This window comes from Mesorhizobium sp. M0815, from assembly GCF_040319995.1.
GTDB lineage: Bacteria > Pseudomonadota > Alphaproteobacteria > Rhizobiales > Rhizobiaceae > Mesorhizobium.
On record NZ_JAMYOU010000002.1, the window covers coordinates 39,445 to 63,554 of the forward strand.

Sequence of the window (24,110 nt, forward strand, 5' to 3'; positions counted from 1 at the left end):
ATGATCCCGAAAAGTGGAATCCGGTTTTCGGGAACGATCATGCTCAAACAAAAGTTAGAACCTACGCTTACTGGATGTCGCCGCTCTCGTCCTCGTCGGGGCTGGCGCAGCTCACATCGCCTTCCGCGCAGGTCGAATCGGCGGTGAGCTGTTTGGTGCGGTCGTCGGTCAGCCGCGTCAGGCATTCCGATATCAGCATCGGATAGATCGAGCCGCCTTCGCTGTCCGCGGCGGAATAGCTGCATTCCGCGTCGCGAAAGGCGATCCACGCGCGCTGCGCCGTCTGCAACAGCTTCCTGGCTTTTGCATCGCTTGCGCTGATGAGCTCTTGGTAGGCCTTGTTGAGTTTGGCGTCGGCGGATTTGTAGTCCGCGTCGGCGCAGATGTTCATCATCTGCTGGCTGTCGTCGTTGCGGTCGCATTCCTGCGCATGGGCAACAGAACCTGCCGCAAGGACGGCAAGACAGGCGGACACAAGAATTCGGCGCATGATGATCTCCAATTCGCAACCGCATCATTCCAGCCGTCTCAAGCCCGCGCAATGCCGCAAGGCGCCGTTGGCGGGTATTTCGATGATACGAAACGGTCCGTATCGTTTAGGCAACGCGCTTGCGGTTGACACGGGCAAGGCTCCTCGTCTATGAGCCACGCACAGTTCAAAGGCGCGTCTGTGGGCGCGCCTTAATAGTTCGGCCCGGGACCGGGCCCAGACCGACGGGCAAGACCATGAAGATCAAGAATTCGCTCAAGGCGTTGAAGGCGCGTCACCGCGACAACCAGCTGGTTCGTCGCAAGGGCCGCGTCTACATCATCAACAAGACCGCTCCGCGCTACAAGGCGCGCCAGGGTTGAGTTTTTGACCGGAGGCTGCGCGCCTCCGTGCGCATGATACGCCTCTCACGCTAAATTCAGTTTGACGATCCGGCGTCGGGGGCTAGATTCCCGCGATGCGGATTCTTTTTGCATTTTTCACGGCTTTCTTCGTTTCCAGCGCTGTCTCGCTGCCGGCGTGGGCTGAAGATCCGACAGCAAATCGGCCGACAGCACCTCCGGTTGTGATGACGAAACAGGCGCGGCTCGATCAGCTGTTTGCCGATCTCAAGCGCGAACGCAACGAAAAGGCGGCCGAGCGCATCGCCGGGCGCATCGGCAGCGAGTGGTCCCAGTCGGGCAGTGCCTCGATCGACCTGATGATGCAATGGTCGCAAAAGGCGACTGAAAACCAGAAATTCGATGTTGCGCTCGATTTCCTCGATCAGGTGGTAACCCTGCAGCCGACCTATGCGGAAGGCTGGAACCGGCGCGCCACGGTTCATTTCATGATGAAGAACTACGGGAAGTCGATGTCGGACATCGACCGTACCCTGCAGCTCGAACCACGCCATTTCGGCGCGCTTTCCGGCCTGGCCCAGATCATGGCCGAAACCGGCCACAAGCAGTCGGCGCTCGAGGCCTGGCAGCGCGTTCTCGGCATCTATCCGATGATGCGCAGCGCCCAGGACCAGGTCGCCGCACTTTCCGAAGAGCTTGCCGGCGAAGGCATTTGAGACCAGTAAGGGAATAGGGGAGTAAGGCAGTATGTGAGTGGTGTAGATGCACTCCGGAACACATCCCCTACTCCCCTACTCCCCTACTCCCCTATCGGCCCGATCTATGCCGCTTGCTTCCGTGACGAGTTTCTCCACAAGGGCGGCGGCCGGCATCTCCCGCAGCTTCGCAACGCCCTGCCCGGCCCAAATAGGCAAGAAGTCAGCCCGCTTGCTTTCATCCTTTGCCATTGAAAGCGGCATGACCAGACTCGCCTGTAGCGGAAACGCCAGCGCAGCATCTTCCTCACCAGCCATTTCCATCACAAACCGGTTGCGCACCACGCGCGCTGGGCGGCCAGTGAAGCAGCGAGTCACCGACGTGCTCTCGTCGTTGGCCGAGCGCAATGCTACGCGATAGACTGGCTGCACATTGGCTTCAGGACAGGCCAGGAAAGCCGTGCCGATCTGCACACCAGATGCACCAAGTGCAAAGCTGGCAGCAATGCCGCGACCGTCGAAGATACCGCCGGCAGCAATTACAGGCACCCGCACGGCATCAACAATCTGTGGTACGAGGGCCATAGTGCCGGCTGTGCCGATAGCAGGGTCGCCAGTGAATGTGCCGCGATGCCCACCCGCCTCGTATCCCTGCGCGATAATGGCGTCCACCCCTCCTGCCTCAAGCTGGCGCGCTTCCGAGACGGTGGTAGCCGAACACAAGACAGTACAGCCGGCCGCTTTCAACTGCTGCACAATTGCGGTGTCGGGTAGGCCGAAGTGGAAGCTGACCACCTTCGGGCGCAGCTCGAGCACAATTTCGAGACGCTCACGATCGAAGGTGGGGAAGGGCTCGCCCGGCTCGGGTACCGGTCCGAGGCCGACCTCCTCATAGCGGCCGCGAAGGCGGTCGCGCATACTTTGGGCTGCCGCATCATCGCGTGCCGGCGGCGGGTGCGCAAAGAAGTTGACGTTGATCGGACGATTGGTGGCGTGCTGCGTCGCCGTGAGCTGCTCGCGGATAGCCTCCGCAGGCAGAATACCGCATCCGAGCGAGCCTAGTGCCCCGGCATTGCTGACTGCCGCCGCGAGTTCCGGTGTGGTGATGCCGCTCATCGGCGCCTGGATTATCGGGTGTTCAATGCCGAGGAGTTCCAGAAGATCAGTGCGCATCCACATTGGATCACCCTCCTCTTTCTCCCAGGAGAGATTACCTTAACTGACTTCCAGCTCAAGTCGGATAGGGCCTTCGAACCGCTTCACGGCCGGCCACAGGCTGATGCAAGCTGGCGGAGTTCGGCGTCGATCCTAACCCGACTGCGGTCGACGCGCCGGGCTGGCGCCGCGTTTACGACGCGCCATGCAGCCGGCCCATCCGGCAGCCGCAGCCGACATTAGCGGCCGACTTCCGATCCGACATAGGCGATGCGCAGCATGTTGGTCGAGCCCGGCGTCCTCAGCGGCACGCCGGCCGTGATGATGACGCGGTCGCCGGGCTTGCCGAAGCCTTCGTCCAAAGCGATGCGGCAGGCGCGATCGACCATGTCGTCGAGGTCGATGGCATCGGGAGAAACGACGCAATGCGTGCCCCACAGCAGCGACAGCCGCCGCGCCGTGTTGAGGATCGGCGACAGCGCCACGATCGGCACCTGCGGCCGCTCGCGCGCGGCGCGCAAGCCGGTTGTGCCGGACGCGGTATAGGTGATGATCGCCGACAGCTTAAGCGTCTCGGCTATTTCGCGGGCGGCGAGCGAGATGGCGTCGGCTCCCGTCGCTTCCGGTTCCGAGCGCTGCGCGTTGATGATGCCGGCATAGGTCGGGTCGGTTTCGACCTTGGTGGCGATCCGGTTCATCATCGCCACCGCCTCGACCGGATAGGCGCCGGCGGCGGACTCCGCCGAAAGCATTATCGCGTCGGCGCCTTCAAACACGGCGATCGAAACGTCCGACACCTCGGCGCGTGTCGGCACCGGCGCGGTGATCATCGATTCCAGCATCTGCGTGGCGACCACCACCGGCTTGCCGGCACGGCGCGCGGCGCGAGTGATCTGCTTCTGGATGCCAGGCACGGCTTCGAGCGGCATCTCGACGCCGAGATCGCCGCGGGCAACCATCAGCGCATCCGAAAGTTCAATGATCTCGGCCAGCCGGGCGACGGCCTGCGGCTTTTCGATCTTGGCCATGATCAGCGCCCGGCCGCGTGCGATCTTGCGTGCTTCGGCCAGGTCCTCGGGCCGCTGCACGAAGGACAGTGCCACCCAGTCGACGCCGGTCGCCAGAACCGCGTCGAGATCCCGGCGGTCCTTTTCCGTCAGCGCTCCGACCGGCAGGTCGGTGTCGGGCAGGCTGACGCCCTTCTTGTCGGAAATGATCGTGCCGGCGACGACGGTGCAGACGATCGCCTTGCCGTTGCTGCTGACCGCCTTGAGCTCGAGCTTGCCGTCGTCGATCAGCAGGCGATGACCAGCCTCGACCGAACGCAGGATTTCAGGATGCGGCAGGTAGACCCTCGTCGAATTGCCGGGTTCGGGATTGTCGTCGAGCGTGAAGGTCTGACCGACGGTCAGCACCTCTTTGCCGTTGGCGAACTTGCCGACGCGCAGCTTTGGCCCTTGCAGGTCTGCGAGAACGCCGATCGGCCGGCCGACCGCCTCCTCGACGGCACGAATACGGCCGACGAGCGTACGCATCAATTCATGGTCGGTGTGGCTCATATTGATGCGGAACACGTCGGCGCCGGCTTCGAACAGCTTCTTCAGCATCTCCTCGGACGAGGAGGCCGGACCGATGGTGGCGAGGATCTTGACCTTGCGGCTGCGTCTCATTGACTGTTTGTTCCCGGGGCGGCTGGAGCGCCATCCGTTGCGGGCTCGTCAGTCAGCTGGACCATCCAGCTTGCCTGCTCGCCCGTGTCATATTCCTGGAATCCGGCGCGCTGAAAGCCTCGGGCGACGCAATCGGTAACGCCGGCGATCTTGAACTCTTTTTCGGCCACGCACATGTTGATCGGGCCATCCCAGCGTCCGCCGCGCTCGGCGTCTTCTGCATAAAGATAGTAAAACCTTGATGACAACGGTCCCTCGATCAGCGTCTTGCAGCTCGATCCTTCGATGTGCCACCAGCCTTCGGTGATCCAGCCGGCTTTGGCGCGATAGCCGATGCCGACGCCGACCAGGTTCTGCGTGGCATTGCAGACGCGGAAATCGGCGCGTGCCGGCGAGGCCGAAATCACCACAAAAAGGCCCATGGCCGGTATCAGGAGCGGCATGGCCAAGGCATGGCGCACACGCAGCCTGCCGGCGAAACCCATCCCGAAACCCCTCAAGAACCACATTTGCATCTCTCAACGCCCCTTTTCGGAAAAGTCCGTACGCATGTCAACGCGCCGATCTGTCCAATCCAATCGATTTAGAAGGCTCTGGCGCGCTTACGGTCGCCCCTGCTCAGTTTTTTGGCAGAAACCGTGGCCAAACAACGGCATTGCGCGAGCGTTCTCTTCGTGGAATGACGGTACCACCCTCCCCGGAAGCCAGCGAACAGACCTTTCCCGCCAATGACCCGATCCACAGTTTTCGCGCCTTTCGACATCGTCGAAGGCGATCGCAAGCGCGGCATGGTGCTTTTGGCCGATCACGCCCGCCGCGACCTGCCGGAGGAGTATGGCAGCCTCGGCCTGCCCGCGGCGGAGTTCGACCGCCACATCGCCTACGACATCGGCGTCGAGACTGTAACCCGCGAACTCGCAAGTCTGCTCGGCGTTCCGGCGGTGCTTGCCAATTTTTCGCGACTGCTGATCGACCCCAATCGCGGCGAGGACGATCCAACGCTGATTCGCCAGCTCTATGACGGCACCGTCATCCCGGGAAATTATCCCATGGCGCCGGAGGAACGCGAAAGACGGCTGGATCGCTTTTACCGCCCCTATCATGACGCCGTCGGCGCCATGATCGCCTCGGTGGCGCAAGCGTCAGCGCAGGCGCCCTTCATCTTTTCGGTGCATTCCTTCACACCGACCATGCAGGGCTTCGTGCGGCCGTGGCATGTCGGCATATTATGGGATCTCGACGATCGCGTTGCGCGGCCGCTGATCGACATGCTCGCCGAGGACAAGAGCCTCGTCGTCGGCGACAACGAACCCTATGACGGCGCACTGCGCGGCGATACCATGTTCAGGCACGCTATCGTCAACGGCTTTGCCCATGCGCTTATCGAGATCCGCCAGGACCTGATCGCCGACCGGAAGGGTGCGCTCGCCTGGGCCGAACGGCTGGCGCCGATCGTTGACGCGATAGATCGACGTGCCGATATACATGCAGTGAAAATATTCGGCTCGCGCACCGGGCCGGCATGATGGAGGCCAAGGAGGCCAACAAGCCATGACCGAACTCAGCGACGTACAAAAGCGCGATTTCGAAGCCGCTGCCTTCCGCCGGCTGGTCGCGCATCTGCGCGAGCGTTCCGACGTGCAGAACATCGACCTGATGAACCTCGCCGGCTTCTGCCGCAACTGCCTGTCCAACTGGTACCGCGATGCGGCGCAAGCCGAGGGTGTCGAACTCAGCAAGGACCAGTCGCGCGAGATCATCTACGGCATGGCCTATGCCGAGTGGCAGGCACTGAACCAGATCGAGGCCTCCGATGCCAAGAAGGCCGAGTTCGAGGCAAGACGCCCCAGGGACCACTAGAGCAATTCCAGGAAAAGTGTGAACGGTTTTCCGTCCGGAATTGCGTCAAGACAAAAGGATGGAACGGTTCGGCGTTTCCGTGAAACGATGAACCGTTCCAGGTCACAATCCATCGCACTGAACGACCTTCACGAATGGTTTTTGCCCCAAATGGGAGGACTGCCGTGCCTAAGATCGACGTCGCCGACGTACCCGGACGCAAGGGCTCATCCTATCCACCTCCGTTCGATGCACCCTGTGCCGAACGCGTGCGGCAGCGGCTGGGCAACGCCGGCGGGCTCACCGACTTCGGCATCAATCTCATGCGCCTGCCGCCGGGCAACTGGTCGAGCCAGCGCCACTGGCATTCGCACGAAGACGAGTTCGTCTACGTGCTCGAAGGCGAGCTGACGCTCGTCGAAGATGCCGGCGAGACGGTGCTGCGCGCGGGTGATTGCGCGGCCTTTCCGAAAGGCTCCGGCAACGGCCATCACATGATCAACAAATCGGGCGCAGTTGCGATCTATCTCGAAGTTGGTTCGCGTTGGCCCGCCGACGTAACCACCTGCTCCGACATCGACATGATGAGCACCAACGCTGACGGCCGGTTTGTGCACAAGGATGGCGCGCCTTATCCCGAGCCGTAGAGATTTTGGAGTGGACCACCGAGGTGGTTGGCCGACACGAGAGGACGTAGTGTCCACCGGCGCCTTGTGGCGCCGTCTGGTCCAAGCACTTTCGGCGAAGAGCGCTTGACTGTGAATTGAATCGATCTAATTTGCCGCGCAAAGCCATTTCCGGACCGGATTCTACCCGATGGACGCGCAGAAAATCACGCAAATCGCGATTCGTGGACGCTGGGCCGTGGCCGGCATCTTCCTCGCCAACGGCTTCCTGACCGGCAGCTGGGCGCCGCAGATCCCGGTGTTCCTGACCCGGCTGGACATCAGCAAATTCACGCTCGGCCTGCTGATCCTGTTGTTCGGCGCCGGCGCCGTCACCGCCATGACCTGGTGCGGCCATCTGATCTCGAAGCATGGCTCGCGCACCGTGCTGCGCTGGTTCGGACTTGCCGGCAGCTTCGGTCTTTTGATGGTGGCTCTGGCCCCCAATGTGCCCCTGGCGGCCATCGCCATGTTCATCTTCGGCGGTTCGATCGGCGGCATGGACGTCGCCATGAACGCCAATGCGGTGGCGGTGGAACGGCGGCTGTCCCGCGCCATCATGTCGTCCTCGCACGGTTTCTGGAGCCTTGGCGGTTTCGCAGGCGGCGCTTTGGGCGGTTTCGCCATCCAGAACTATGGTCATCTCGCGCATGCGACGATGGTGACGGCGCTTGCCTTTGCTGTCATCGCGGTAGCGATCCGCTACCTGATCGCCGAGGACAAGCATCCGGTCGCCGAGCATCACAAATTCGCCCTGCCGGCAAACCCGCTTGTCTATCTGGTCGGGCTGATGGCGCTGCTGACGATGATCTCCGAAGGCGCGGTGCTCGACTGGGCAGCGCTGTATCTCAGGCAGGAGCTCGGCGCCGATCTTGCTATCGCAGGCCTGGCCTATGCCGCCTTTTCCGGCGTCATGGCCGTCATGCGCTTTCTCGGCGATGGCGTCCGCAACCGTTTCGGTGCCGTTACGACGCTGCGCGCGTCGGCGCTTGCCGCTGCAGCCGGCATGCTGGTGGCCGGGCTGGCTCCCTCGCCGTGGCTGGCCATTGCCGCCTTTGCCTTTTGCGGCCTGGGTATTGCCAATATGGTGCCGATCATCTTTTCGGCCGGCGGCAACCAGGAGGGCATGGCGCCCGGCACCGGCATGAGCGTCGTCACCACAATGGGTTACTCAGGCATCCTGGTGGCGCCTTCGGCGATCGGCTTCATCGCCGAACACTCGAGCTTCGGCCCGATCTTCGTCGCTCTGTCCGGGTTGCTGATAGTCGTGCTGTTGATGGCCGGGCTCGCTCACCGCGCCGAATTTGCTGCCGAGCCTGCACCGGCTGAATAGCGCTTGAACTGTTCGTAGAGGAAATCCGCGACGCGGCGGATGCGGACGCTGGTACGCACGTCGCGGTGCATGGCCAGCCACACCGGCAGCGTCGGCAGCGGGAGGTCCGGCAGCACGATTTCCACCAGTGCATCGCGCTCGGCCAGCGGCTGCTGGCCAAAGCCGATGCCGTTTCCCGCCCGCAGTGCCTCCCACAAAACTATGTGGTTGTCGGTCCTGAAGCGGAAGGCATTGCGGTTGAGCGGAACCCCGAATTGAGCGAAGCCGCGAATGATTTCATCGCTGCGATCGAAGCCGACCAGATCGTGCTCGGCAAGATCGCGGGCCTCGCGCGGACGGCCACGCCGGTCGAGATAGGATTTTGCCGCGCAGGCGCGGAGCGGAATGTCGGTCACCTTGCGCGCGACCAGTTCATTCTGCGCCGGCTTGACCATGCGGATGGCAATGTCGGCGTCGCGACGCAGCAGATTCTCGACCTGGTTCGAAGCGACGATCTCAACCTCGATGCCGGGTTCCTCGACGGCAAGCCGCGCCGTCATCTCGGGTAGCACATAGGCCGCCACCACCTCGCTGGCGGCAATGCGCACCGTGCCCTCGATCGCTTCGACCGATCCCAGGGCCAGCAGCGAAAATGCGCTCGCCTGCTCGCTCACCGCGCGGCCCCGTTCAAAAAGCGTGCTGCCCGCTTCCGTGAGCGCATAGCCGCGCCGCCCGCGCCGGAACAAGGTGACGCCGAGCGCCTGCTCCAGCTCGGCGATGTGGCGGCCGAGTGTCGGCTGGCTTGCGGCAAGCTTTCGCGCGGCGGCCGACAGGCTCCCGGTCTCCGCCACCGTGACGAAACTCTTGATCAGGTTCCAGTCTATATCCATTCAAAATTGAATATCAGACCGCCAGCTTTCGTCAATTTCCATTCGTTTGCGAGGAGATCATATTGGGTCATACGCAAACATGGAGACAAACAATGACCAAGATGGCAATTCTCGGCGCCAATGGCCGGCTCGGCCGCACGGTGGCCAAGGCCTTCATTAATGCCGGCTACGATGTCCGTGCCGTCACCCGCAGCGGCAAGGTGCCGGCGGAACTCAAAGGCGCCACGGCGATCGCCGGCGACGCGCTCGACCGTGCTGCGCTGATCCGCGCGACCGAAGGCGTCGATATCATTTTCAACGGCCTCAACCCGCTCTACACCGACTGGAGCAAATGCCTGCCGATGGCCGAGAATGTGATGGCTGCCTGCCGGGCGAATGGCGCACTGCATCTCTTCCCGGGCACCGTCTACAATTACGGCTCGCCGATGCCGGCGGTGATCGCCGAGGACACGCCGTTTCGTCCGACGACGGAAAAGGGCCGCATCCGCGTTGCCATGGAAGACCTGTTTCGCCGCGAGGCCGACGCGGGTCGGGTGCGCACCATCCTGCTGCGCGCCGGTGACTTCTTCGGCGGCACCGGCAGCGGATCGTGGTTCGATCTGGTCGTTGCCGCCAAGATGACCAAGGGCGTCTATACCGCCCCAGGGCCGGTCGATCTCGTGCATGAATGGGCCTATCTGCCCGACCTGGCCAAGGCTTTCGTCGGACTGGCCGACAATCTCGACAAGCTCGGCTCCTACGAGGCGCTGAACTTTCCCGGCCATGCGGTGACCGATCTCGAGATCAAGGCGGCCGCTGAGAAGGCGCTCGGGCGCACGTTGAAACTGACGTCGATGCCGTGGTGGGTGCTGCGTGCCGGCAGCCCGTTTGTGGCGATGTGGCGCGAGATCGTTTCGATGTCCTATCTCCGCTTCGAGCCGCACCGGCTGGTTTCAGGCGGGCTTGAAGGCATTATCGGTGCGATCCCCCACACGCCGCTGGAAAATGCAGTGTCGGAAGCGCTTGAAGACATCGGTATCGCCACGGTGAAGGCAGCGCAGAAGCAATCTGACAAAAGGCGGATGGCCTGACGGTCATCCGCCGCTTGTCGGGGACCAATGATTGCGGTCAGATCCGGCCCATCAACAGCAGCACCAGGACAACGATCAGGATGACGCCGACGATGCCGGATGGTCCGTAACCCCAGGACCGCGAATGCGGCCACGCCGGAACCGCGCCAATCAGGATAAGAATAAGGATAATGATGAGAATGGTGCTTATCGTCATCAGAAAATCCTCGCTTTGAGGTTGCAATGACGGAACAATGCAGAAGGCCGCCCATTGTTCCCGGGCGGCCTTTGCTTGATCAGGACGGCGATTCAGCCTCTATTCGGCGGCCTTCGGGAAGGCGATCGCCGGTTCGGCGCCCAGATCGGCCTCCAGGCCTTCCGAGGAGATCTCGGCCTTGCCGCGCCCGAACAGGCGACTGAACCAGCCCCGACGCGCACCGGGTTTGACCTTGGCGCGGGTGAACACCATCAGCATTGACGGCGTCACCACCAGCGTCAGCACGGTGGCGAAGGACAGGCCGAAGACGATCGCCGACGACAGCGAAATCCACCATTGCGTCGACGGCGCGTTGATCGTCGTCTCGTGATGGAAGATTTCGAGGCCGAGGCCGAAAGCGATCGGCAGCACGCCGAGGATCGCCGACACCGCCGTCAGCACCACCGGGCGGGCACGTTCGCGGCAGGTCTGCAGAACGGCTTCGTATTTGTCCCAGCCCTCTTCGCGCAACCGGTCATAGGTGTCGATCAGCACGATGTTGTTGTTCACCACCACGCCGGCCAGCGCGATGACACCGATGCCCGACATGACGATGCCGAATGCCTCTCCCGTCAGCAGCAGCCCTAGGAACACGCCGATCGTCGCCATGACCACGCAGGACAGCACCAGCCAGACGCTGGTGAACTTGTTGAACTGCGCCAGAAGCACAATGAAGATCAGGAAGATCGCGGCACCGAAGGCTTTGCTGAGGAAGGCCCCGGCCTCCGCGCTGTCCTCATTGGAACCGGCAAGCTTCCAGCGAATGCCGCTGCCGAGGTTCATGTCGGCGACAGCTTTGGTGACCTCCTGCTGGACGGCAGCCACCTGGGCGCCGGCAGCGACGTTGGCCTGGACGACCACCGTTCGCGCGCCGTCGATGCGATTGAGGATACCGACCGTCGGCTCCGGCTTGCGTACGACGAAGTTCGAGATCGGCACCGAGCCTTGCGCGGTCTGAACCCTGAGTTCGTCGAGCGTCGACAGCGTGCGCCGATCCTCGGGCAGGCGCAGTCTGATGTCGACGGCATCGTCGGCGCCGGCGGGGCGGTACTCGCTGAGCTTCAGCCCGTTGGTCACCAGTTGGACCACCGTTCCGACCGCGGTCGGGCTGATGCCGTACTGCGCCGCCTTGGCGCGATCGACCTCGAGCGCCCAATCGACGCCGGGCGGCGCCAGGCCATCGGAAATATCGATGACGCCGGGCACCTTGGTAATGCGCGCGGCGACGGCGCGGGCCTTGTCGTCAAGACCCTTCGGATCGACGGCCGAAAGCCTGATCTGGATCGGCTTGCCGGTAGGCGGGCCGGCTTCCGGCACGCGAACCTCGACGTCGACACCGGGAATGCCGGCCATCACGACGCGCAGTTCGTCGAGGATTGAGTTCGCCGATTTGCGCTCGCGCCAGTCGACGAATTCGTACTGGATCACGCCGACCACGTCTTCCGGAACGTCCTGGCCGCCGCCCTGCGTCTTGCCGACACGGGTATAGACAGACTTCACGCCCGGCCAGCCGAGCAGCCGATTTTCCGCCGTCTTGGTGGCCGCGTCCATTTCGGCAAGCGAAAGATTGCCGCGGGCGTGGACATAGAGCAGGCCGTAGTCAGGCTCGACATTCGGGAAGAATTCGACGCCGGCGCCGAATTTCGAATAGGCGTAGCCCACGCCAAACAACAGCGCGACGGTAAGGACAAGCACGGTGATGGGATAATGCACCGCCTGCTTGACCACGGCCATGTACCAGCCGTCGCGATTGTCGTCGGGGTGATGAGCCGGCGCCTTGGCAAATATGGCGCCCAGCGTCGGCGCGAAGACCAGCGCATAGAGCATCGAGGCCGAGAGTGTCACGATCAACGTGATCGGCATGTATTTCATGAAATCGCCGATGATGCCCGGCCAGAACAACAGCGGCGAGAAGGCGGCAATGCGCGTCATCGTCGCGGCGATGACCGGGCCGGCCATGCGCTTGGCCGCAAGCGCGAACGCCTGTTCCTTCGGCATGCCCTCGCTCATGCGTCGCTCGGCGAATTCGGTGACGATGATAGCGTCGTCGACCAGCATGCCGACCGCCAGGATGAGGCTGAACAGCACGATCATGTTGATCGTGTAGCCCATCATCGCCAGCAACAGGATGCCGATCAGGAAGGATGAGGGGATGGCCAATCCGATCAGTAGCGAGGCACGGCCAGACAGCGCGTAGAGAATGACGATGAACACCAGGATGACGGCGATCATCACGTGGTTCTGAAGGTCGCCGAGTAACTGGTTCACGAAGACGGACTTGTCTTGCGTGTAGGTGACGTGCATGCCCTCCGGCATCGTCTCGATGAAGGCGTCGGACACCTCCCTGACCTTGCCAATCGTATCGATCAGGTTGGAGCCGATGCGCTTCTTCACCTCGATGGCAATCGCCGGCTTGCCGTCCAGGCGGGTAACCGTCTCGGCGTCCTTGAAGGTCGAGCGGACGGTGGCGATATCCTTGGCCTGCACCACCGCGTTGGGGCCGGCGACGACCGGAAGCGCCGCCACATCTTCTGGTGTCTCGATAAGCGAGGGCACCTTGACTGCGTATTTGCCCTCGGATCCTTCGATGTTGCCGGCGGCGACAAGACTGTTGGAAGCGCCGACCGCACCGATCAACTGGTCGAGCTGCAGCCCGTAGGACGAAAGTTTCATCGGATCGATGACCACTTCGACGAGGTCGTCGCGCGCACCCTGCAATGAGCCCTCGAGCACGCCAGGCACTTCCTCGATGCGGTCGCGCAACTCGCGCGCCGCCGCCGTCAGCACGCGCTCGGGCACCTCGCCCGACAGCGTCACGACCAGGACGGGGAACTCGGAGATGTTGACCTCGGAGACCACGGGCTCCTCAGCCGCTTGCGGCAGGTCGGCCTTGCCGTCCTGCACCTTGCTGCGCGTGTCCTGCAGCGCGGTGGCGAGATCCGTCTGTGGTTGGAATTCGACCAGCACATAACCGCCGCCCTGGAAGGCGGCCGAGCGCATCTCCTTGAGGCCCTTCAGGCTCTTCAGCTTGGCTTCCATCGGCCGCAGCAGGAGGCGTTCGGAGTCTTCCGGCGAGATTCCCTGGTAGATCAGGCTGACATACATCATCGGAATCGGAACGTCGGGTTCCGCTTCCTTCGGCGTCGACTGGTAGGCGACCGCACCGGCAAGGATGAGAAAGACCAGGACCGCAATGGTCAGCCGGGCATTGCTGATTGCAAGTTTGACGATGTCCATGATTACTGCGTCCCGGTCGTCGCTTCGCCCAACAGCTTTTGAATGGTCGCCTGGTCGGCCTCGACCGGCTTGACCACTTCGCCTTCCTTCACCAGCTCCTGGCCAGCGACGATGATGCGGGCGTCGGCCGGAATGCCGCCGAGCACCAGGCCGGTCGGCGTGTCGTCGACCAGGTCGATCGGGAAGAACACGACCTTGTCATCCTTGTCGACGGCGCGGATGCCGAGGTCGCCCTTGTCGCCGAGCGTCACCACCGATCGCGGCAGCATCACGGCGTCGGTCGGCTGGGCGCTGAGCGCAATTTCTGCCGTCATGCCGGCCGGTACGGACCCATCGGCATTGGGGATAGCGACTTCAACCCGGAAGGTACGGGTTGCCGAAGATGCATCCCGGCTGATGTAGCGCACCGTACCCTTGACGGTCTGGCCACTGACCAGGCGCACATTGGCTTCGTCACCGATCTTCAGATAGCCGAGATCGCGCTCGCTGACTTCGCCGCGGGCGATCACCGGATCGAGCTTCAGAATGGTCGCCACCTCGCCGCCCTGCATGACGGAACTGCCAAGCTCCACCGGCACCCGGTCGATGACACCGTCGAAGGGCGCCTTCACCTCGTTGCGGTCGAGTTCGGCTTGCGCGGCGTCCAGTTGCGACTTGGCCAGCGTCAGGTTGGAACGGGCCGTATCGAGCTGCAGCGTCGGCAGATTGCCGGTTTTCATCAACCGCAGGGCCGCAGCCAGCTCGGCCTCACGTTGCACGACAAGCTGCTTGGCGTTGTCGACCGCCGAGATTTTTTCCTCGGCGGCAAGCATCAGGATCAGGTCGCCGGTCTTGACGTGCTGACCCTGCTTGACCGGCAGCTTGTCGATGACGCCGGCGACGCGTGTCGCCAGGACCGCGCGCTTGTCGGCTTCGGTCAGTCCGGAAATGCGGATAGCGCGCGCATAGATGCGCCGCGGCGGGGTTATGATCGCGACCGTCCGCAAGGCCGCTTTGGGCTGTTCTGCCTCGGCAGTCCCCGGCTTGGCAGCCCCCTGTTCGCCAGTTTGGGGCTTGCCTGAGTCGGCGGCCTTGGGCTGCTCGACCTCTCCTGCCTTGGGCTTGTTGTCGGCGGACGCGCTGCCGACGGACGAGAATTCGCCTGTCGCCATCCAGCCGGCGAACCCGATGAGCACAACAATGGCTGCAAGCTTGTGAAACCTGAATTTCGGCATCGTCATTTTTTCCAGTGCGCGGGGTTCGGCCAGGCCGCATCTTCTACTTGGGGCGCGTCGCCGATATGGGTGCGCGCGAGGCCGTATTCAAATTGCCGTGATCGGCGAAGCGCGCTTCTACCTTAAAGTTGCGTCGCAATATAGTCAGAAAAGTTGATGGATTGTTGCTTTGTCCGCAAAGATGCGGCTGCAGCATCGGCTGTTGATCGCCAAAACAGCGGTATGGCAGCAAGTGTCAGGATGATTGGACAGATTGCGATGTCATCTGCTTTGCGGGGGAGCCAGAACAATTCCAGGAAAAGTGTGAAACGGTTTTCCGTCCGGAATTGCGTCAAAAAAGATAGAGCGGTTCGGCGTTTCCGTGAAACGGTAAATCGTTCTAGGCCGGACGGCGGGCGGCCTCGGGCTGCTTGCGCGCCGCAAGAAACTCCTTGACCCGCCGGCCCGGCGCCGGCCCGCGCACCGGCTTCAAGCCGTCGTCGAGCTCGCCGGACAGATCGATCGTCGGCCGCTTGCCGACGGCGTCGTAATTTTCTTCCAGCCAATCACTGGCTGCGGTGCGGCCGAGGTCACGCAGATAGGCAAGGAACGCCCATTCGGCATTGACCTTGGACGATGCCGACAGATCCTTGAACGCTTCGTCGGCATCGATGCGGTGCATGCGGATGTCGCGATATTCGCCGTGCGGCAATCGGCCGGCGGCGATCAGTTCCTTGACGAAGGCGATCGAGCGGAATTCGCGCAACAGCCCGGCATTGAAGGTGATCTCGTCGATGCGGTTCTGGATCTCATTGGCGCTCTTCGGCGTCCCTTCGCGGACCACCGGATTGATCTGCACCAAAAGCACGTCCTCAGTGGCCGCCGTCTTGAAGAACGGGAACAGTGCCGGGTTGCCGCCATAGCCGCCATCCCAATAGGGCACGCCCTTGATCTCGACGGCGCGGAACAATTGCGGCAGGCAGGCCGACGCCATTACCGTGTCGAGGTCGATCTCGCCGTCCGAGAAGACACGCAACTGGCCGGTCTCGACATTGGTCGCGGAAATGAACAGTTCCATCGACTTGCAGGCGCGCACATTGTCGAAATCGATCTCACGTTCGACCACATCGCGCAGCGGATTGATGGCGAGCGGATTGGCGACATAGGGCGAAAATACCCGCGACATCGTATCGAACAGGAAATAGCCGGGCGTGTTCTCGATCGACCAATTGCCCCAGGCGACGTCCCACGGCATGCGCTGCACTGGGCTGAAGCGGCCCTTTGCCGCCACCGCACGCCAGAAATCATCAAGTTTCCGCCGTGCGCCCTCGACGCCGCCGCGAACGAAGCCGTCGGCCAGCGCGACGGCATTCATGGCGCCGGCGCTGGTGCCCGAAACCGCCGTTATATCGAGGCGCCCGTCCTCGAGCAGCCGATCGAGCACGCCCCAGGAAAACGCCCCGTGCGAACCCCCGCCTTGCAGCGCGATGTTGATCTTCTTTGGCTCCTCCGCCTTGCCGTTTTTCGGCATGGCGTGACCCTTGACCGCTGGACGGCTCACTGAGCGGTCCAGCCGCCATCGACAGAGATGTGCGTGCCGTTGATCTGCGCTGCCGCATCCGAGCACAGGAACACTGCCGCCGCCGCAACCTGCTCGACGGTGACGAACTCCTTGGTCGGCTGCTTTTCGAGCATGACCTCGCGGACCACAGTCTCGCGGTCCATCTTGTTGGCCTTCATCTGGTCGGGGATCTGCGCCTCGACCAGCGGCGTCAGCACATAGCCGGGACAAATGGCATTGCAGGTGATCTTGTCGCGCGCCAGTTCCAGGGCGACCGTCTTGGTCAGGCCCATAATGCCGTGCTTGGCCGAGACATAGGCCGACTTGAACGGCGAGGCCACCAGCCCATGGGCCGAGGCGACGTTGACGATCCGGCCGCCACCGGCCTGTTTCATCAACGGGATGGCGGCGGCGATGGTGTGGAAGGCCGATGACAGGTTGATGGCGATGATCGCATCCCACTTCTCGATCGGGAAGCTTTCCACCGGCGCGACATGCTGGATGCCGGCATTGTTGACCAGGATGTCGACCGAGCCGAATGTCTCGGCTGCCTTCATGACCAGAGCCCGGCACTCGGCCGGCTTCGACATGTCAGCCTTGACATAGGCGGTCTGGACCTTGTGGTGTTTCGCAATTGCGTCGGCGATGGCGTGGTCGTCGGCGGTGTCGGAAAAGGAATTGACGACGATGTTGCAGCCTTCGGCCGCGAGCGCGTGGGCAATGGCCAGGCCGATGCCCGAGGTGGAACCGGTGACGATGGCGGTTTTTCTGGCGGTCAAGGCGGCTTATTCCTTTCGAGGCGGGCTCCCGCGGAACCATGCTGCACTGCAGCATATAGGCTCTCTGCCACCCAAGAACAGCGGATGTGTGGAGCAATGACATGAAATTTTTGTCATGAGGACCTCTCTCACCTTGACGAGAGAGTGTCTGGCACCGGCTGTAGCGGGGCCGGTTTCCGCAAAGCATGCGGGGGAAAATCCTTAGGCGACGAGGTCCGGCACCGGCCCGATATAGCGCGACTGCGGCCGGATCAGCCGTCCGCTCGTCTGCTGCTCGCGGGCGTGGGCGATCCAGCCGGCGACGCGCCCGGCAGCAAAGACATTGGTGAACGCCTCTTTCGGAAAGCCCGCGGCCTCCAGCAGAAGTGCTGTGAAGAACTCGACATTGGTCTGGAGCGAGCGCGACGGCTTGGCGATGCGAAGCACTTCAAGCGCCGCTTGCTCCACGCTTTCGGCAAACGCCAGCCGGTGGCCGGCTTCGCCCTCGGCGCCGAGTTGCCGCACCACCGCTTTCAGCACGTCGGCACGCGGATCGCGCACACGGTAGATGCGATGCCCGAAGCCCATGATGCGGCGGCCGCGCGCGATCTCGTCGCGCAGCCAGATGGCGGCGTCGCCATGCGCCTCTATCGCATCCAGCATCTCGATCACCGGACCTGGCGCGCCGCCATGCAGCGGCCCCTTGAGCGCTCCGAGTCCGGCCAGCACCGCCGAAGTAAGCCCCGCCTGCGTCGAGGCGACCACGCGCGTGGCGAAGGTCGATGCGTTGAGGCCATGGTCGCAAACCGTCACAAGATAGGTATCGAGCGCTTTCGCCAACTTCGGCGAGGCCGCCATGCCGGTCAGCATCCGCAGCATGTCGGCGGCATGATCGGCCTTGCGATCAGGCGCAATTGGGCTTTCGCCGCGCTGCAAGCGCAGCAAGGCCGGCGTCAGCACGGCAGGTGCCGCAACCAGCCTGAGCGCGTCCGGCAATTTGTCGCCGTCCGGCAGTAGGGCAATGCCGGCGCGCATCGCGCTGTAGATATCGAGGGATGCGAGAAACGGCAGCAAGGGTTCGATCCGCTCGAACACTTCACTGCGCGCCCGGCCGATCGCTTTCGCCAGCTCCTTTTCGCCGGGAAGATCGTCGAAAGAGCCGTCGAACAGCAGCCGAACCACGTCGGCGTATTTCCAGCGGCCTGCCAGTTCCGGCAACGAATGGCCCCGGATGGTCAGGCGGCCGCCAAGACCGTCGACATCGGAGAGCACCGTTTCTGCCACCACCACATCATCGAGCCCATTCGCCATTGGTTTTCTCCTTGACCCTTTCCGGGTCGTAGATAAGGGTTGGCGGCTGGACCATCAATCTTGATCAACCGAATCAACGTGCCAGGTTTACATGACTGAGTGGCTGACGCGGGACGAAGCCCTGGAGCGCCTCAAGGTGCGCGCCCAGACGCTCTATGCCTATGTCAGCCGCGGACGCATCGGCATGCGGCCGGATCGGGCCGACCCACGCCGCAGCCAGTATCGCGCCGACGACATCGCGGCGCTGGCGAGCCGCCGGGCGCGCGGCCGAAATCCCCAGGCAATCGCCGAAAGTGCAATTGCCTGGGGTGAGCCGGCGATCGCCACCACGATCTCGACCGTTTTGCACGGCCGCCTCGTCTATCGTGGCCAGGATGCGGTTGCACTCTGCGAGACTGCCACGCTGGAGCAGACGGCAAACCTGCTTTGGGCATCTGACGCACCAGTGTCGTTCGTGTCGGCGAGCCGCCATGGCAACGGCGCAACTGGCCGGCCGGCTGCCTTCGCGGAATTGGCCGCGTTGGCGGCCAAGGGCCGGCCTTCGCTCGGCCGCAGGGCGGCTTCGCTCAACCACGATGCGGCCGGCGCCATCGCCGCTCTGGCCCAGGCGCTCGGCGCGGTTCGCGGAATCGGTGCCGTGCACGAACGACTGGCGCAGGGCTGGTCCCTCGATGCAGCCGGCGCAGACTTGATCCGCCGCTCGCTGGTGCTGTTGGCCGATCACGAACTGAACGCATCGACCTTCGCCGCGCGGGTCGCCGCGTCCACCGGTGCACCTGTTTCGGCCTGCCTGCTTGCTGGCCTCGCCACGCTCTCCGGTCCGCGCCATGGCGGCGCCGCGGAGGCGGTCATGATGCTGGCGGAGGATGCGCAGAGATTGGGGCCGGATGCGGCTGTCGGACGCTGGCTCGGTCACGACAGGCCACTGCCCGGATTTGGCCATCCGCTTTATCCCGACGGCGATCCGCGTGCGGAACCGTTGCTGGCCGCGATCGATGTCGATGATGGGCTGTTACGGCTTTGCGATGCGGCCTTTGCGGCAACGGGCATGCGCCCGAACGTCGATTTCGCCTTGGCCGCGCTGACGCGCAGCCTCCGTTTGCCGTCCGATGCGCCGTTTCGCTTGTTTGCGCTCGGCCGCAGCATCGGCTGGGCCGCGCATGCCGTGGAGCAGGTGACAAGCAGCGGCCTGATCAGACCACGCGCCCGCTACCAGGGACCGCTGCCGGAGTTCCATTAGCTGGCGACGCAATCGCGGGCCCTTTTTTTGGGTGCTGGCGGATTAAGCTTTAGATGGAATGGTCATCCGGCTCATGAAAAGTCGGAGAGCCCGCTGCGCGGCCAGGGCTGGCGGCTCGGACGGATGCCATTCCCGGAAATGACCATCGATCGCCATGCGTGCCAATCCATAAACGAGTGCACGCGCGGCAAGCACAAGATGATCAAAGTCGGTGCCTGGAGCAAGCCGACCCTGTTGTTGCGCTTGCGTCAGCAAGTCGATCATCGTCCGCCGAATAGCCTCATTCTGATCACGAAGGCTGTCCGACCCTTCAAAATCAATCAGGGTTCGGGAACTGATGATCTGGAAATGCGTGGGGTTGCTAATTGCCCATTCCAGATAGCCTTGTCCGATTGCTTCGAAGGCCTCAATGGGATCTGCGCTGTCGATTTTCGACCGCGCCTTGGCAACGGCCTTTGTCAGCCGATCCATGGCCTGTTCGGCGACCGCGGTGAGCAGCGCTGTTTTCGATCGAAAATGCCGGAATGGCGCGCCGGGCGAAACGCCGGCACGTTTTGCGGCCTCGCGTACGGACACATGCTCGGCTCCCCGCTCCTCGATGATCTCCACGGTTGCCGTGATCAAGGCCTCGACGAGATTGCCGTGATGGTATCGCTTGGCATCTCCGGCTTCGTCGGAATCAGTTGTCTTGGTCATCTCAGTCAAATAGCACGAGAGCGGAATGTAATCACTGATTATTTCCCTTGTGTTCGAGCGCCGCGTATGTAATCAATGTTTACATCGCAACGGAGGTTACCATGTTTCGCATCACCGCAACGACTGCCCTCGCTTTCTCCTTATTGTCGCTCGTATCTGCCGAGGCCGAGGATCGGCCCACCCTGGAAGTCGTCTGGCCGACGGCAGGTTCAGTTGTCGAACTGGGCAATTCTCCTGAGAAGGCGATAGGCGTTGTCGTCAGGAGCAACTTCAGGCTGCTCACTGCGGGTGAGTGCGGGGAAATCAAGCAATGCGGCCACGTGCATATGAAGATCGATCCCAACGGAGACACCTGCAACATCCCCGGCAAGCCGTACAACAGCATGAACAGCGACTTTGGCGGTGATCTTATCAAGGCCCGTTTCGGCCATTGCCCGGATGCCGCCGGCAGACACGTGATCGGCGTGCTTCTTGCCGATGATCATCACCGGCCCATTCTAGTAGACGGCAAACCTGTTACCGCTCTGGTGACGGTGACCACGAAATAGGGCATGCCACGAAATAGAGCGTGCCACAAAATAGAGCGTGGATGACATCTTCACCTTCGAGGCGAAGATGTTTTCTGACACAGGCCTGCTGAGGGAAATTTTGGGCCGGCGCTTCGCCGGCCGGCAGTCACGACATCGTGTCGAGCTTGCGCTGCATCGCGGCGATCTGCTCCTTCAGCTCCTGAAGGTCGTCCGGTTTTTCCGGTGTTTCTTTCCTGGCCTGTTCGGCCGGTGCTGCTGCCGGCGCAGACCCCGCAGGCGGGAACGGCGTGAACAGCCGCATGGCGTTCTGGAACATTTCCATGTTACGCCGAGTCTGCTCCTCCAGCACCTTGATCGGCGTCGCGATCTTCATCATGTCCATCGGCGACTTGCCGAGGGCATCTTTCATCTGCTCGCGAAAGCGTTCCTGCTCCTTCGAGAAGGCCAGCATCGACTGTTCGAGAAAGCTTGGCACGATCATCTGCATCTGGTCGCCGTAGTAGGCGATGAGCTGACGCAGGAACGGGATCGGCAGCATGTTCTGCCCGTCCTTGTTCTCCAGCTCGAAGATGATCTGGGTCAGCACCGGATGCGTGATGTCGTCGCCGGTCTTGGCGTCCTGGACAGTAAAGTCCTCGCCTTTTTTGACCATTTCTGCGAGATCCTCGAGCGTCACATAGGTGCTGGTGCCCGTATTGTAGAGACGGCGATTGGCATATTTCTTGATAACAATAGGTTCGTCTTTCGCGGCCATCTGCATCCTCCCCGGACACCGGCCAGCTTAAGTAAGCCGCCGGTAACGATTGCGCCTTGTTAAAGGATATGCGCAAAAGCGTCATGAATCCAAGCTGTTTGTGCAGTGCGGGAACATTTTATGCTGCGCAGCACGGATGGGCCGTCATCGCAGCGACGCGCGGCCTGCTTGCCGCGGAGGAACGCCATGCCCATTTCGGGTTTGACTCGGGTTGTGGAAAGGGCAAGAAAAGTCTCCGACGGCACCCGAAATCGCTCCCCGAAAGTCTGGAGAAGAACATGTCCGCTTCCAACGCCATCGTTGTCGCCAGTGCGGCGCGCACGCCTGTCGGCTCCTTCAACGGCGCCTTCGCCAACACGCCAGCTCATGAACTGGGTGCCGTCGCCGTCAGGGAAGCGCTTGCCCGCGCCGGCGTCGACGGCAAGGAGGTGGACGAGGTCATTCTCGGCCAGATCCTGACCGCGGCTCAAGGGCAGAACCCGGCGCGGCAGGCGGCCATGGCCGCCGGCGTGCCGCAGGAGGCGACCTCCTGGGGCCTGAACCAGCTCTGCGGCTCCGGCCTGCGCGCCATCGCGCTCGGCATGCAGCAGATCGCCCAGGGCGATGCAAAAATCATCGTTGCCGGCGGCCAGGAATCGATGTCGATGGCTCCGCATGCGCAGCATCTGCGCGGTGGCGTCAAGATGGGCGATTTCAAGCTGATCGACACCATGATCAAGGACGGCCTGACCGATGCCTTCTATGGTTATCATATGGGCAACACGGCGGAGAACGTCGCCCGCCAGTTCCAAATCACCCGCGACGACCAGGACCAGTTCGCACTGGCTTCCCAGAACAAGGCCGAGGCTGCGCAGAAAGGCGGAAAATTCAACGACGAGATCGTTGCCTTCACAGTCAAGGGCAGGAAGGGCGACACGATAGTCGACCAGGACGAGTACATCCGCCATGGCGCGACGATCGACGCCATGACCAAGCTCAAGCCCGCCTTCGACAAAGACGGCACGGTGACAGCAGCCAATGCTTCCGGCATCAATGACGGCGCCGCCGCCGTGGTGCTGATGACCGAAGCGGAAGCCGCAAGGCGCGGCATCACGCCGCTGGTGCGTATCGTTTCCTGGGCGACCGCCGGCGTTGACCCGCAGATCATGGGGACGGGACCGATCCCCTCCTCGCGCAAGGCGCTGGCCAAGGCCGGCTGGTCGGTCGGCGACCTCGATCTGGTCGAAGCCAACGAGGCCTTCGCCGCGCAGGCCTGCGCCGTCAACAAGGACATGGGCTGGGACCCGTCCATCGTCAACGTCAATGGCGGCGCCATCGCCATCGGCCATCCGGTCGGCGCCTCGGGCGCCCGCATCTTCAACACGCTGGTCTACGAAATGCGTCGCAGAAGTGCCAAGAAAGGTCTTGCCACGCTGTGCATCGGCGGCGGCATGGGCGTTGCCATGTGCGTGGAAGCATTGTGATGAGATAAGCGATACGAATAGGATACTGGCGCAAAGCGAGTAGGGAATAGAGGGCAAACCCTACCGCTTCAACGCTCAGTCATCTGCATTGCCCGGGAGGACACATGACAAAGGTTGCAATCGTCACAGGCGGGTCGCGCGGCATCGGCGCGGCGATATCGGTCGCCTTGAAAAGCGCCGGCTATTCGGTTGCCGCAAACTACGCCGGCAATGAGGAAGCGGCAGCAAAGTTCAAGGCAGCGACCGGCATCCCGGTCTACAAATGGTCGGTTGCCGACTACGAGGCCTGCGCTGCCGGCATCAAACAGGTAGAGGCCGATCTCGGTCCCGTATCGGTGCTGGTCAACAATGCAGGCATCACGCGCGACGCGATGTTCCACAAGATGACGCGCGAGCAATGGAAAGAGGTCCTCGACACCAACCTTTCCGGCGTCTTCAACATGACGCATCCGTTGTGGGGCGGCATGCGCGACCGCAAATTCGGCCGCGTCATCACCATCTCCTCGATCAATGGCCAGAAAGGGCAGGTCGGCCAGGTCAATTATTCGGCCTCGAAGGCCGGCGATATCGGCTTCACCAAGGCGTTGGCCCAGGAAGGCGCGCGCGCCGGCATCACCGTCAACGTCATCTGCCCCGGCTACATCGCCACCGAGATGGTCAAAGCGATGGACGGGAAGGTGCTCAACGAGCGTGTCCTTCCGCAGATCCCGGTCGGCCGTCTCGGCGAGCCGGAGGAGATCGCGCGCTGCGTCGTCTTCCTCGCTTCCGACGATGCCGGGTTCATCACCGGCTCGACCATATCAGCCAATGGCGGGCAGTACATCGCCTGACCGTTTATCTTTACGTTGAGATAGATACGCGCTTGGACGAACGGGCCTGCAAAACGGCCCGTTTCTATAGCGGTCTTCCCGTCGCAAGATCTCCCCCCAATCCGGCACGCAAAGGTTAACGGCCGCTGCGCAGCCTGTGCACAAACGGCCCGGCAGCCTGTGGATTCTCGGTGGA

24 protein-coding genes are annotated in these 24,110 nt (G+C 62.7%); 11 read left to right on the forward strand and 13 right to left on the reverse strand.

What is annotated here, in order from left to right; translation table 11 throughout:
• Positions 1 to 67: 67 nt before the first annotated feature.
• Entirely contained in the window at positions 68 to 490 is a 423-nt protein-coding gene (locus tag NKI01_RS02820; RefSeq protein WP_023720994.1) for a lysozyme inhibitor LprI family protein, read from the reverse strand.
• A 236-nt stretch (positions 491 to 726) separates the two neighbouring features.
• Here NKI01_RS02820 and ykgO point away from each other — a divergent pair, with 236 nt between their 5' ends.
• Positions 727 to 852 (forward strand): type B 50S ribosomal protein L36, encoded by a 126-nt coding sequence (gene ykgO, locus NKI01_RS02825; protein ID WP_006327841.1) that lies wholly within the window; start codon positions 727 to 729, stop codon positions 850 to 852.
• Between the two features lie 95 nt (positions 853 to 947).
• A complete protein-coding gene (locus NKI01_RS02830; RefSeq protein ID WP_023720995.1) occupies positions 948 to 1,547 on the forward strand; it encodes a tetratricopeptide repeat protein in 600 nt (199 codons plus the stop codon).
• A 75-nt stretch (positions 1,548 to 1,622) separates the two neighbouring features.
• Here the strand turns inward: NKI01_RS02830 and NKI01_RS02835 are convergent, their stop codons facing one another.
• The 3 genes from NKI01_RS02835 to NKI01_RS02845 all read right to left on the reverse strand — a co-directional run bounded on the left by NKI01_RS02835 (position 1,623) and on the right by NKI01_RS02845 (position 4,794).
• Positions 1,623 to 2,705, reverse strand: coding sequence for an NAD(P)H-dependent flavin oxidoreductase (locus NKI01_RS02835; protein WP_352788774.1), 1,083 nt, complete (start codon positions 2,703 to 2,705; stop codon positions 1,623 to 1,625).
• A gap of 215 nt (positions 2,706 to 2,920) precedes the next feature.
• Positions 2,921 to 4,351: a pyruvate kinase gene (gene pyk, locus NKI01_RS02840; protein WP_352494178.1), complete on the reverse strand. Its 1,431-nt coding sequence runs from the start codon at positions 4,349 to 4,351 to the stop codon at positions 2,921 to 2,923.
• Positions 4,348 to 4,794 carry a DUF1036 domain-containing protein gene (locus tag NKI01_RS02845; RefSeq protein ID WP_245278666.1) on the reverse strand — a complete coding sequence of 149 codons (447 nt, stop codon included), beginning with the start codon at positions 4,792 to 4,794 and terminating at the stop codon, positions 4,348 to 4,350. The genes pyk and NKI01_RS02845 overlap by 4 nt, the downstream gene beginning before the upstream one ends.
• Before the next feature lie 285 nt (positions 4,795 to 5,079).
• Between NKI01_RS02845 and NKI01_RS02850 the strand changes: the two genes are divergently transcribed.
• From NKI01_RS02850 to NKI01_RS02865, 4 genes are all read left to right on the forward strand, one after another.
• Positions 5,080 to 5,877 (forward strand): N-formylglutamate amidohydrolase, encoded by a 798-nt coding sequence (locus NKI01_RS02850; protein WP_023720999.1) that lies wholly within the window; start codon positions 5,080 to 5,082, stop codon positions 5,875 to 5,877.
• 25 nt (positions 5,878 to 5,902) lie between these two features.
• On the forward strand, positions 5,903 to 6,211 hold the full coding sequence (locus NKI01_RS02855; protein ID WP_023721000.1) for a DUF1244 domain-containing protein: 309 nt from the start codon (positions 5,903 to 5,905) through the stop codon (positions 6,209 to 6,211).
• 164 nt (positions 6,212 to 6,375) lie between these two features.
• On the forward strand, positions 6,376 to 6,837 hold the full coding sequence (locus tag NKI01_RS02860) for a cupin domain-containing protein (protein WP_352480892.1): 462 nt from the start codon (positions 6,376 to 6,378) through the stop codon (positions 6,835 to 6,837).
• A gap of 169 nt (positions 6,838 to 7,006) precedes the next feature.
• Positions 7,007 to 8,188: an MFS transporter gene (locus NKI01_RS02865; protein ID WP_352494176.1), complete on the forward strand. Its 1,182-nt coding sequence runs from the start codon at positions 7,007 to 7,009 to the stop codon at positions 8,186 to 8,188.
• Here NKI01_RS02865 and NKI01_RS02870 read toward each other — a convergent pair.
• Entirely contained in the window at positions 8,146 to 9,057 is a 912-nt protein-coding gene (locus NKI01_RS02870; RefSeq protein WP_023721003.1) for a LysR family transcriptional regulator, read from the reverse strand. The two genes, NKI01_RS02865 and NKI01_RS02870, sit on opposite strands and share 43 nt — an antisense overlap.
• A gap of 92 nt (positions 9,058 to 9,149) precedes the next feature.
• Between NKI01_RS02870 and NKI01_RS02875 the strand changes: the two genes are divergently transcribed.
• Positions 9,150 to 10,127, forward strand: a complete 978-nt coding sequence (locus NKI01_RS02875) for an SDR family oxidoreductase (protein ID WP_352961806.1) — start codon at positions 9,150 to 9,152, stop codon at positions 10,125 to 10,127.
• 37 nt (positions 10,128 to 10,164) lie between these two features.
• On the opposite strand, the gene NKI01_RS02880 is transcribed toward NKI01_RS02875, so the two are convergent.
• The 6 genes from NKI01_RS02880 to NKI01_RS02905 all read right to left on the reverse strand — a co-directional run bounded on the left by NKI01_RS02880 (position 10,165) and on the right by NKI01_RS02905 (position 18,422).
• On the reverse strand, positions 10,165 to 10,323 hold the full coding sequence (locus tag NKI01_RS02880; protein WP_023678456.1) for a DUF3309 family protein: 159 nt from the start codon (positions 10,321 to 10,323) through the stop codon (positions 10,165 to 10,167).
• Between the two features lie 99 nt (positions 10,324 to 10,422).
• Positions 10,423 to 13,599 (reverse strand): efflux RND transporter permease subunit, encoded by a 3,177-nt coding sequence (locus tag NKI01_RS02885; RefSeq protein ID WP_352961808.1) that lies wholly within the window; start codon positions 13,597 to 13,599, stop codon positions 10,423 to 10,425.
• A 2-nt stretch (positions 13,600 to 13,601) separates the two neighbouring features.
• The gene (locus NKI01_RS02890) at positions 13,602 to 14,813 is read right to left on the reverse strand and encodes an efflux RND transporter periplasmic adaptor subunit (RefSeq protein WP_023721006.1); all 1,212 of its coding nucleotides are present in this window, start codon (positions 14,811 to 14,813) and stop codon (positions 13,602 to 13,604) included.
• A gap of 379 nt (positions 14,814 to 15,192) precedes the next feature.
• Positions 15,193 to 16,323: a patatin-like phospholipase family protein gene (locus NKI01_RS02895; protein ID WP_023721007.1), complete on the reverse strand. Its 1,131-nt coding sequence runs from the start codon at positions 16,321 to 16,323 to the stop codon at positions 15,193 to 15,195.
• Between the two features lie 26 nt (positions 16,324 to 16,349).
• Positions 16,350 to 17,132, reverse strand: a complete 783-nt coding sequence (locus tag NKI01_RS02900) for a 3-hydroxybutyrate dehydrogenase (RefSeq protein WP_023721008.1) — start codon at positions 17,130 to 17,132, stop codon at positions 16,350 to 16,352.
• Positions 17,133 to 17,333: 201 nt separating this feature from the next.
• Entirely contained in the window at positions 17,334 to 18,422 is a 1,089-nt protein-coding gene (locus NKI01_RS02905) for a citrate synthase/methylcitrate synthase (protein WP_352480894.1), read from the reverse strand.
• A gap of 91 nt (positions 18,423 to 18,513) precedes the next feature.
• Between NKI01_RS02905 and NKI01_RS02910 the strand changes: the two genes are divergently transcribed.
• Positions 18,514 to 19,662, forward strand: coding sequence for a citrate synthase (locus tag NKI01_RS02910; protein ID WP_023721010.1), 1,149 nt, complete (start codon positions 18,514 to 18,516; stop codon positions 19,660 to 19,662).
• Positions 19,663 to 19,704: 42 nt separating this feature from the next.
• Here NKI01_RS02910 and NKI01_RS02915 read toward each other — a convergent pair whose 3' ends face one another.
• Entirely contained in the window at positions 19,705 to 20,358 is a 654-nt protein-coding gene (locus tag NKI01_RS02915) for a TetR/AcrR family transcriptional regulator (RefSeq protein ID WP_352494173.1), read from the reverse strand.
• Between the two features lie 101 nt (positions 20,359 to 20,459).
• Here NKI01_RS02915 and NKI01_RS02920 point away from each other — a divergent pair, with 101 nt between their 5' ends.
• Positions 20,460 to 20,906, forward strand: coding sequence for a hypothetical protein (locus NKI01_RS02920; protein ID WP_023721012.1), 447 nt, complete (start codon positions 20,460 to 20,462; stop codon positions 20,904 to 20,906).
• 127 nt (positions 20,907 to 21,033) lie between these two features.
• Here the strand turns inward: NKI01_RS02920 and phaR are convergent, their stop codons facing one another.
• On the reverse strand, positions 21,034 to 21,642 hold the full coding sequence (gene phaR, locus NKI01_RS02925) for a polyhydroxyalkanoate synthesis repressor PhaR (RefSeq protein ID WP_023721013.1): 609 nt from the start codon (positions 21,640 to 21,642) through the stop codon (positions 21,034 to 21,036).
• A 278-nt stretch (positions 21,643 to 21,920) separates the two neighbouring features.
• Here phaR and NKI01_RS02930 point away from each other — a divergent pair, with 278 nt between their 5' ends.
• Complete coding sequence (locus NKI01_RS02930; RefSeq protein WP_352480897.1) at positions 21,921 to 23,105, forward strand: acetyl-CoA C-acetyltransferase; 1,185 nt, start codon at positions 21,921 to 21,923, stop codon at positions 23,103 to 23,105.
• 104 nt (positions 23,106 to 23,209) lie between these two features.
• On the forward strand, positions 23,210 to 23,935 hold the full coding sequence (phbB, locus tag NKI01_RS02935; protein ID WP_352588271.1) for an acetoacetyl-CoA reductase: 726 nt from the start codon (positions 23,210 to 23,212) through the stop codon (positions 23,933 to 23,935).
• The last annotated feature ends 175 nt before the right edge of the window (positions 23,936 to 24,110 follow it).